General features: G+C 71.5%; 10 protein-coding genes and 1 pseudogene. 5 read left to right on the forward strand and 6 right to left on the reverse strand.

Translation table 11 applies throughout. The features are described from left to right. On the reverse strand, positions 1 to 1,362 hold a 1,362-nt coding region (locus ABZE72_RS13695; protein ID WP_372729589.1), incomplete at its 3' end, for an acetate--CoA ligase family protein. Further along, positions 1,359 to 2,348 (reverse strand): cyanophycinase, encoded by a 990-nt coding sequence (locus ABZE72_RS13700; RefSeq protein ID WP_372729590.1) that lies wholly within the window; start codon positions 2,346 to 2,348, stop codon positions 1,359 to 1,361. The genes ABZE72_RS13695 and ABZE72_RS13700, both read right to left, overlap by 4 nt. Positions 2,349 to 2,381: 33 nt before the next feature. Between ABZE72_RS13700 and ABZE72_RS13705 the strand changes: the two genes are divergently transcribed. After that, complete coding sequence (locus ABZE72_RS13705; protein ID WP_372729591.1) at positions 2,382 to 2,894, forward strand: histidine phosphatase family protein; 513 nt, start codon at positions 2,382 to 2,384, stop codon at positions 2,892 to 2,894. Between the two features lies 1 nt (position 2,895). Here the strand turns inward: ABZE72_RS13705 and serB are convergent, their stop codons facing one another. After that, positions 2,896 to 4,110: a phosphoserine phosphatase SerB gene (gene serB, locus ABZE72_RS13710; protein WP_372729592.1), complete on the reverse strand. Its 1,215-nt coding sequence runs from the start codon at positions 4,108 to 4,110 to the stop codon at positions 2,896 to 2,898. Between the two features lie 40 nt (positions 4,111 to 4,150). Then, positions 4,151 to 4,897, reverse strand: a complete 747-nt coding sequence (locus tag ABZE72_RS13715) for a hypothetical protein (RefSeq protein WP_372729593.1) — start codon at positions 4,895 to 4,897, stop codon at positions 4,151 to 4,153. Between the two features lie 73 nt (positions 4,898 to 4,970). On the opposite strand from ABZE72_RS13715, the gene ABZE72_RS13720 reads away from it, so the two are divergent. Genes ABZE72_RS13720 through ABZE72_RS13735 form a run of 4 tightly spaced genes read left to right on the forward strand, consistent with a single transcriptional unit; the run spans position 4,971 to position 8,187 of the window. Beyond that, entirely contained in the window at positions 4,971 to 5,768 is a 798-nt protein-coding gene (locus ABZE72_RS13720) for an ABC transporter ATP-binding protein (protein ID WP_372729594.1), read from the forward strand. Between the two features lie 47 nt (positions 5,769 to 5,815). Then, positions 5,816 to 6,277, forward strand: coding sequence for an NfeD family protein (locus ABZE72_RS13725; protein ID WP_372729595.1), 462 nt, complete (start codon positions 5,816 to 5,818; stop codon positions 6,275 to 6,277). Between the two features lie 9 nt (positions 6,278 to 6,286). Next, on the forward strand, positions 6,287 to 7,426 hold the full coding sequence (locus tag ABZE72_RS13730; protein ID WP_372729596.1) for an SPFH domain-containing protein: 1,140 nt from the start codon (positions 6,287 to 6,289) through the stop codon (positions 7,424 to 7,426). Continuing rightward, positions 7,423 to 8,187: a sulfite exporter TauE/SafE family protein gene (locus ABZE72_RS13735; protein WP_372729597.1), complete on the forward strand. Its 765-nt coding sequence runs from the start codon at positions 7,423 to 7,425 to the stop codon at positions 8,185 to 8,187. Before ABZE72_RS13730 ends, ABZE72_RS13735 begins: the two co-directional genes overlap by 4 nt. Positions 8,188 to 8,211: 24 nt before the next feature. On the opposite strand, the gene ABZE72_RS13740 is transcribed toward ABZE72_RS13735, so the two are convergent. After that, the gene (locus ABZE72_RS13740; RefSeq protein ID WP_372729598.1) at positions 8,212 to 8,580 is read right to left on the reverse strand and encodes a hypothetical protein; all 369 of its coding nucleotides are present in this window, start codon (positions 8,578 to 8,580) and stop codon (positions 8,212 to 8,214) included. Then, positions 8,577 to 8,851: pseudogene (locus ABZE72_RS13745) on the reverse strand (alpha/beta hydrolase); the annotation flags it as partial. The pseudogene ABZE72_RS13745 and the gene ABZE72_RS13740, both read right to left, overlap by 4 nt.

The following is an 8,851-nucleotide window of genomic DNA, read 5'->3' on the forward strand; positions in this document are numbered from 1 at the left end:
CTCGCAGATCGCGCCGCCGGTCTCGCGGACGGGCTCGGTGATGTCGGGGCAGATGAAGTCGATCCCGGCGATGTCGAGCCCGATCATCCGGGCCGCCTCCTCGGCGATCTCGACGTTCTCGGGGTGCGCCTCGAAGGTGCGGTCGATGGAGATGCCACCGGTCGACATGTTGCCGGTCAGGGCGAGCTTGACCGTCTGCCCCTCCGGGGGGACATCGCTCATCTCAAAGCCCTGCTCGCGCACCAGCGCGATCGCGGCGTTGTCGACCTTGATCCGGGTCAGCACCTTCTCGTGGCCGACGCCTCGGCGCGGGTCGGCGTTCGCGGTGTCCACGAGCTGCTCGACCGTGCTGGTGCCGTCACCGGTCACCGAGGCGGGCACCCGCTCGGCGATGGCGGCGACCCGGCCGTCGATGATCAGGCAGCGGTAGTCCTTGCCGATCACCAGGGACTCGACGATCACCCAGCCGCGCCGGGACTCACCGGAGGCGATCGCGAAGGCCTCGCGCACCTCGTCGTCGTTCTGCAGGTCGAGGCAGACGCCGCGGCCGTGGTTGCCGTCCAGCGGCTTGAGCACGACCGGGTACCCGATCCGGTTGGCCGCCCGCACGGCCTGGTCGACGGTACGGATCGACTCCTGCTTGGGCACGGGCAGCCCGGCGGCGCCGAGCAGTCGCGTGGTGAGGTCCTTGTCCGAGGCGATGTCCACGGCGATGGAGCTGGTCTCCGAGGTCATCGTGGCCCGGATCCGCTTCGCGTGGACTCCTTGACCGAGCTGGACCAGGGAGTGCTGGTTGAGCCGGATCCAGGGGATGTCGCGGGAGACGGCCTCGTCGATGATGGCCTGGGTCGAGGGACCGAAGGCGGTCCGCTCGGCCCGCAGGATGAACGACTCGAGCTCGGCGTCCCAGTCGAACTCCGGGTCGGCTGCGACCAGGTGGTTCACCAGACGTACGGCGAGACGGGCGGCGGCGAGGCCGACCTGTTCGTCGGCGTACCCGAAGATGATGTTGTAGACGCCGGTCTGGCCCTTGACCGCGCGGGTCTTGCCCCGCCGGATGTCGTGGCCGACGATCTGCTGCAGCGCGAGGGCAGCGTGCTCGGCCACGTGGCCGAGCCAGGTGCCCTCGTTGAGCCGCTCGACGAAGCCGCCCCGACGCCCGCGGGAGCACGAGTGCTCGCGCAGGCCCGGAAGCATCTGGAGGATGTTGTCGGTGAACCCGGGGATCGTGTTGGTGGGGAACTTCTCCAGCGAGCCGAGGTCGACGACCAGGTGGATCGACCTGTCGTAGGACCAGATGTTCGCGCCTCGGTAGACGCGGGTCTCCAGAATGGTCAGGTCGGGCGTGGGACGTTCGCTCATGACGAGGTTCCCTCCTCTTGGGGGGTGGGCTCAACGGTGGTGGGCTTGGGTCGGGAGCGGGCCAGTCGCCGACGCAGGGCGCTGGGGGAGGCGTCGGCCGCGGCGATGTCCCGCGCGAGCTGGCGCAGGTCCTTGCCGGCCTCGGCCATCTCCCGGGCCTCGTCGTCGTCGATCAGACCGTGCGGCGAGGGGATGAGCTCCCGCGTGGTCAGGTCGAAGCGGGCGCCGTGCGGCAGCACGTGCATGACCACCCCGCTGGCCAGCAGGGTCGAGGCTCGCTTGGCCTCGAAGGCGTTGGTGGTGATCCGGGCCGGGTCGAAGATGGTCACGGCGCCCTTGCCGACGACGCGCAGGATCTCGTGGCCCTCCTCGACCTCCACGACGGCGGCGGTGTCCTCGTCGACACCCAGGCCGAGGAGCTGGGGGGACTGGGCGACGATCATCAGCAGCCGCCCGTATCGGTTGCGCTGGTCGAAGTGCTGGTCGATCACCGAGGACCGCAGCAGTCCCATCCCGGCCGCCACCTGGGTCATCCGCTGCTTGGGGGTGGCGCCGGGGCCGCCGAAGGCCACCATGTGGCTGGACTGGATGGAGGCGCCCGCGGACGTCCCGGCGACCACGACGCCGCGCTCGTGGGCCGCCAGGATCTCGTCCGAGAGGGGAGTGCCGCAGAGCAGGGCGGAGAGCTTGAGCTGGTTGCCCCCGCTCATGAAGATGCCGGTGGCGCCGGCCAGGAGCTCGCGCAGCGCGGGGTCGTGGGCCTCCTCGCGGCTCTCCGGGGCCACCGCCACCACCTCGGCGGCGCCGAGCCGGCGGAACAGGGCGTCGTAGACGGCGATGACCTCCGGACCGATCGACGACGCGGTCGGGATGACGGCGATCCGCGCGTCCTTGCCGCCGCTGGCGTTGACGAAGTCGGTGAGGATCGTGCGGCGGCGCAACTTGTCCTCGGCGCCGCCGATGATCATGAGAGGTCCCCTGGGCATGACAGGGAGGCTAGCCGGTGGGAGAGTTGCGGCGTGCAGCGCCAGTCTCGACAGATCATCGTCATGCGTCATGCCAAGGCCGAGCAGGTCGGTGCGACCGACCGCGATCGCGAGCTCGCGCCCCGCGGTCGTGACGAGGCCGCCCGAGCGGCGCGCTGGCTGGTCGACCGCGACATCGTCCCCACCCATGCCCTCGTGTCGGCGGCCGTCCGGACCCGTCAGACGTGGGAGACCGTGCGGGAGACCGCGGGCTGGCCGCTCGAGGCGACGTACGACGCCGGGCTGTACGCCGCGATGCCGGAGACGGTCTTCGACCTGATCCGGGAGGCCCCGGCGCAGGCCCGGACCCTGATGGTCGTCGGACACAACCCCACGATGGAGTCCGTGGCCCAGCTGCTCGACGACGGTGAGGGTGACACCGAGGTCGCCCTGGCCATGGCCCGAGGCTTCGCGACCAGCGCCGTCGCCGTGCTGCTCCACGAGGGCGAGTGGGCCGACGTGGCCGAGTCCTCGGCCCGGCTGGTCGACTTCTTCGAGGGCCGCTGACTCAGACGGGGGGAGCCGGGGTGACGATCCCCGCCTCGGCGTCCGCGGCCTCGACCTCTTCGCGGGAGATCCCGAGCAGGTAGATGATCGCGTCGAGGTAGGGCACGTTCACCGACGTGTCGGCGGCATCGCGCACCAGTTGCTTGGCGTTGTAGGCGATGCCCAGGCCCGCCGCGTTGAGCATGTCGAGGTCGTTGGCGCCGTCGCCGATCGCGATGACGGCGGCCTCCGGTACGCCGACCTCGGCGGCGAACTGCCGCAGCGCGGTGGCCTTGCCGGCGCGGTCGACGACGTCGCCCACGATCCGCCCGGTCAGCTTGCCGTCCACGATCTCCAGCTCGTTGGCGCGGGCGAAGTGGATGCCGAGGTCCTCGGCCAGGCGATCGGTGATCTGGCTGAACCCGCCCGAGACGATCGCGAACCGGTAGCCGAGACGGCGCAACGTGCGCACCATCGTGCGGGCACCGGGGGCCAGCACGATCTGCTGGTAGACCTCGTCGAGGGCCGAGGCGTCGACGCCCTCGAGCATCGCGACGCGCGAGCGCAGGGAGGCTTCGAAATCCAGCTCTCCGCGCATCGCCGCGGCCGTCACCGCAGCGACCTCGGCCTCGTGGCCGGCGTGGGCGGCGAGCATCTCGATCACCTCGCCCTGGATGAGCGTGGAGTCGACGTCCATCACGATCAGGCGCATGCCGCGGCGCAACAGGTTCGCCGGCTGCACGGCGATGTCCAGGCCGTGGGCCGCGGCCTCGCCGGCCAGGACGGTCCGGAGCACCTCGGGGGCCACGCCTGAGACGTGCAGGTCGATGGCGGTGACCGGGTAGCGGGCCATCCGCTCCATCCGGTCGATGTTCGCCCCGCAGTCGGCGATCCGGCCGGCGACCGCGGCCATGCCCGAGGCCAGCAGGGGGGTGCCGATCAGGGTCACGTGGGCTCGCCCGACCGGCCGCGAACGGTTGTCGCCGACCCCGCGGTCGATCTCCACGGACATCCCCAGCTCGGCAGCGGTCTCCTCGACCGCCGCGCTGAGCTTCTTCCAGTCGCGCGGCGCGGTGACCAGGAGACCGAGGACCAGTCGTCCGCGGAGCACGATCTGTTCGACGTCGACGACCTCGACGCCGGAGACGGCGAGGGTCGAGAAGACACGCGAGGTCACACCCGGCCGGTCCTTGCCGGTCAGCGTGATGAGAAGGGTCTGCGGGATCTGCTGGCTCATGTCGGGACGAGGCTATCGGGGCCTCGGCCCCGACCGAGCGTCAGTCCGGGGGCCAGACCTCGGGGGAGCAGGCGGCCACGAGCCCCCGGCGACCCGCGCGCTCCAGCGGGAGCAGAGCGGTACGACGGGCCGCGATCTCGTGGGCGCTCAGGGCGCCGCCGTCGTCCTCCAGGGCCAGCCAGACGATGTCGAGTGCCTGGATCGCCCGTGCTGCGAGGTCCACGCACCGTGCCGGGACGCCCTCGGGCGCCGACAGGGCCGGGCGGTGGCGGAGGTTCATCAACCGGTCCGCGACCTCGGGACGCCAGCGGGCGACGTCGAGGGCCGCCAAGGCGTCGCCGGTCTCGAGGAGGGCGGCTCGCAGGGCCCGGTCGGCCTCCCCGACGTCGGGCAGTTGCCGACGCTCGGCCCGGTGGGCCACCCAACTGATGGCTGCGCCCACCCGGATCGGCACCAGGCCGATCGTCGTCCCGACGGCCACCACCGCTTCGCCGGCCTCCAGCGCCGCGGTGTTGAACCCGGTCGGCCCGCCGAGTCCCACCAGGTCTCCCTCGGCGGCGAAGACCAGCCCCAGTCCGGTGGCGCCCTCGACCCGGAGCCGGCCCAGCCCGGCCACCAGCGTCTCGGTGGGGCCTCCGCCCAGGCCGAGCTCGCCCAGACCACTGATCGTGTGCGTGGCGTCCGCGTCGATGACGGCATCGATCATCAGGTCGGTCACGACGTGCCCACGCAGCCAGGCCGTCGCCCACCAGGCGAGTCGGGCAGCGTCGGGGAGTGCGGAGTTCACGGCTCAGGACTGTACGCGCGCGCCGCTCCCGGCCTGGCTGGCGGTCGGCCGCGGCGTCGGTAGGGTGGCGCCCATGTCTGCAGTCCTGGAGTTCGCCGATGTCACTGTTCGGCGCGGGCAGGCGACCCTGCTCGACCGGGTGAACTGGACGGTGGAGGAGGACGAACGCTGGGTGGTGCTGGGGCCCAACGGGGCCGGCAAGACCACGCTGCTCCAGGTGGCCGCAGCCCAGCTCCACCCCACCTCCGGTGTGGTGGGCATCCTCGAGGAGGTCCTCGGCACGGTCGACGTCTTCGACCTGCGGCCCCGGATCGGTCTGACCAGTGCCGCCCTCGCGGAGCGGATCCCGCGTGACGAGCGGGTGCACGACGTCGTGGTCTCGGCGTCGTACGGCGTGCTGGGACGCTGGCGCGAGGTGTACGACGACCTCGACCACGGCCGGGCCCAGGACCTGCTCGTCGAGGTCGGCGTCAAGCACCTGGCAGACCGCACCTTCGGCACCCTCAGCGAGGGGGAGCGCAAGCGGGTCCAGGTCGCACGCGCCCTGATGACCGACCCCGAGCTCCTGCTGCTCGACGAGCCGGCAGCCGGCCTCGACCTGGGCGGTCGGGAGGACCTCGTCTCGACGCTGTCGTCGTTGGCGATGGACCCGGACTCGCCGGCCACCGTCCTGGTCTCGCACCACGTCGAGGAGATCCCGCCCGGCTTCACGCACGCGATGCTGCTGCGGGGCGGGCAGGTGGTCGCCTCGGGGCTGCTCGATCACGTGGTGACCGAGGCCAACCTGTCCGCCGCGTTCTCCATGCCGCTCACGTTGCGCCACGAGGACGGCCGGTGGCACGCGCGTCGACGGGTCCGCCACAGCCGCTGACGTCGTGTCGGGGGTGGGCATTCCCGGGCAGCGGCTAGGGTCGAATCATGGACTGGCTGCGGGACCACATGTGGGAGACCTGGCTGGCACTCGCGGTGATGCTGGGCGTCGCCGAGATGTTCAGCCTCGACCTCGTCCTGATCATGCTCGCCGTGGGCGCCATGGCAGGAGTGCTCACCGCCGCGCTCGGGATGCCCGTGGTGGTGCAGGTGCTGGCGGTCGCGGCCGCCTCGGTCGGCGCCCTCGCCCTGGCCCGCCCCAGCCTGGTCAAGAAGCTGCACGGCGGCCCCGAGCTGCGACTCGGCCACGGCAAGCTGGTCGGCGTGCAGGGCGTGGTGACCGAGGAGGTCTCCGCCCTGGAGCACGGCCGGATCAAACTCGCCGGCGAGATCTGGTCGGCGGCGCCGTACGACGAGACGATCACGATCGCTCCCGGCGAGACCGTCGAGGTGCTCCAGATCCGCGGCGCGACCGCCTACGTCCACCCCATTCCCCGTCTCGACTCCTGAGGAGCCTCCATGCCTGAACTGCTCGTGCTGCTCGGTCTGCTGCTGCTGTTCGTCATCGTGCTGCTGGCCAAGACCGTGCGGATCGTCCCCCAGGCCCGCGCCGCAGTGGTCGAGCGGTTCGGGAAGTACCGCACCACCCTCTCGGCCGGCCTGAACATCGTGGTCCCGTTCGTCGATCGGGTCCGTTACGTCATCGACCTGCGCGAGCAGGTCGTCAGCTTCCCGCCCCAGCCGGTGATCACCGAGGACAACCTCGTGGTCTCGATCGACACCGTCATCTACTTCCAGGTGACCGACCCGGTGGCAGCGACGTACGAGATCGCCAACTACATCCAGGCCGTCGAACAGCTCACGATGACCACGCTGCGCAACATCGTCGGTGGCATGGACCTCGAGGAGACGCTGACCAGCCGCGACGAGATCAACACCCGGCTGCGCGGGGTGCTCGACGAGGCGACCGGCAAGTGGGGCATCCGGGTCAACCGGGTGGAGCTCAAGGGCATCGACCCGCCCCCCTCCATCAAGGACTCGATGGAGAAGCAGATGCGCGCCGACCGCGACAAGCGCGCCGCGATCCTCACCGCCGAGGGCGGCCGACAGTCCGCCATCCTCACCGCCGAGGGGCAGAAGCAGTCCGCGATCCTCTCCGCCGAGGGTGACCGCGAGTCGCAGATCCTGCGAGCCCAGGCCGACCGGGAGGCGGCGATCCTGCGGGCCCAGGGTGAGGGTCAGGCGATCCTGACGGTCTTCCAGGCCATCCACGACGGCCGTCCCGACCAGTCCCTGCTGGCCTACCAGTACCTGCAGATGATGCCGAAGATCGCCGAGGGCGACGCGAACAAGGTCTGGATCGTGCCGTCGGAGATCGGCAAGGCGCTCGAGGGCCTGGGCTCGACGATGACCTCGATGGCGGGCATCCCGGAGGAGAACGACGGTCCGGCCAAGCGGGTCGACATGGGCAGCATGGAGCCGCCGACCCTCGGCGGGAGCGCTGCCTTGCGCGACTCCGAGGTCGGCAAGGCGAACGCCGCTGTCGAGGCGGCCATCGCCGAGGCGGCCAACGCCGCGAACCCGGGCAAGCGGGCCGCTCGCTCGGGCGACCAGCCCACCGGCACCGGTGAGGCGCCGTCGGAGTCCCCCGGCGAGTGACGCTGCTCGAGGCTGCGGCGATCCTGCTCGCAGGTCTGGGTGCGGGGACCATCAACACGGTGGTGGGGTCGGGAACGTTGATCACGTTCCCGACCCTGCTCGCGTTCGGCGTGCCTCCGGTGACGGCCAACATCTCGAACACGGTCGGGCTGGTGCCCGGCTCCATCTCCGGTGCCGTCGGCTACCGGCGTGAGCTCGCCGGGCAGAGCGCTCGGGTGCTCCGCCTGGGCGGGGCCTCCCTGGTGGGCGGTCTGGCCGGCGGACTGCTGCTCCTGGTGCTGCCGGCCGAGGCGTTCGCCGCCATCGTGCCCGCGCTCATCCTGCTCGGTTGCGTGCTGGTCGTCCTGCAGCCCCGGATCGCTCGCTGGGTGACGGCCCGCCACGCTTCCAGCGGGGGAGTGCCCGAGCACGGCGCCCGGTGGGTGTGGCCGGCCGTGGCCCTCGCCGGTGTGTACGGCGGGTACTTCGGTGCTGCTCAGGGCGTGCTGCTGATGGCGGTCCTGGGCAGCGGCGTCGACGAGACCCTGCAGCGGCTGAACGCCGTCAAGAACGTGCTGGCGGCGGTGGTGAACGGGGTCGCCGGCGCCCTGTTCATCGTGGTCGCCGACGTCGACTGGCGGATCGTGGCGCTGATCGGCGTGGGGTCGGTGGTCGGGGCACAGATCGGTGCCGGCGTGGGGCGACGCCTGCCCGCCCTGGCGTTGCGCATCGTGATCGTGACCGTCGGCCTGGTGGCGTTGGCCGTCTTCCTGACGAGCTGACCCGCGGGTCGGGGCCGCCGGCGATCAGGCGGCGGGTGCTGCCTTGGGCCTGCGCTTGAGCAGACCCACCACCCCGGTCAGCACCGCAGCGCCGGCCACGGCCGCCAGGCCCTGTCCCAACTGCCGAGGCACCTGACCCTGCTGGGTGGCGACGTGGGCGGTGGCGACGTCCACCCCGTCCACGGCGATGCCGACGAGCACCATGGTCCGTCGCGCACGTCCCCAGGTGAGCAGCGTCGCCGCGCCCAGGGCCACCTCGCGCGATCCGAACGCCTGGGCGATCAGCGGGGACGGAGCCTCGTCGCCCAGACCCTTCGTCAGGATGTCGGGTCTGATCACGGCGAGGGTGCCGATGGCGATGCGACCGAGGGAGAGTCCGATGACGGGGTTCATGCCTCGGACCCTAGCGAGGGCCGGGCGCCGCGCGCGTTGGAGTCCAGGAATGTCGTCCGCCACCGCTCCAGCTCCGCGTAGACGCGGGCACGAGGACCGGGCAGGGAGAGCACGACGTCGTGCCGGGCGCCCTCGACCGCGACGTAGGTGACGTGCCTGCTCACCGCCGGTGACCACTGTCGGATCTGGGACACGTCGAGCACCACGTCATGGGCGTGCACCTCGTCCGACATCCGTAGCGGTCGGCTGGTGGCCCCCGAGGAGAGCACCA

This window comes from Nocardioides sp., from assembly GCF_041600255.1.
Lineage (GTDB): Bacteria > Actinomycetota > Actinomycetes > Propionibacteriales > Nocardioidaceae > Nocardioides.

Bases quoted from the DNA above. Each gene is read 5' to 3' on its own strand.
- ABZE72_RS13730 (WP_372729596.1), top strand. From the start codon at position 6,287: ATGCCTGAACTGCTCGTGCTGCTCGGTCTGCTGCTGCTGTTCGTCATC.
- ABZE72_RS13720 (WP_372729594.1), top strand. From the start codon at position 4,971: ATGTCTGCAGTCCTGGAGTTCGCCGATGTCACTGTTCGGCGCGGGCAG.
- ABZE72_RS13740 (WP_372729598.1), bottom strand. From the start codon at position 8,580: ATGAACCCCGTCATCGGACTCTCCCTCGGTCGCATCGCCATCGGCACC.
- ABZE72_RS13725 (WP_372729595.1), top strand. From the start codon at position 5,816: ATGGACTGGCTGCGGGACCACATGTGGGAGACCTGGCTGGCACTCGCG.
- serB (WP_372729592.1), bottom strand. From the start codon at position 4,110: ATGAGCCAGCAGATCCCGCAGACCCTTCTCATCACGCTGACCGGCAAG.
- ABZE72_RS13700 (WP_372729590.1), bottom strand. From the start codon at position 2,348: ATGCCCAGGGGACCTCTCATGATCATCGGCGGCGCCGAGGACAAGTTG.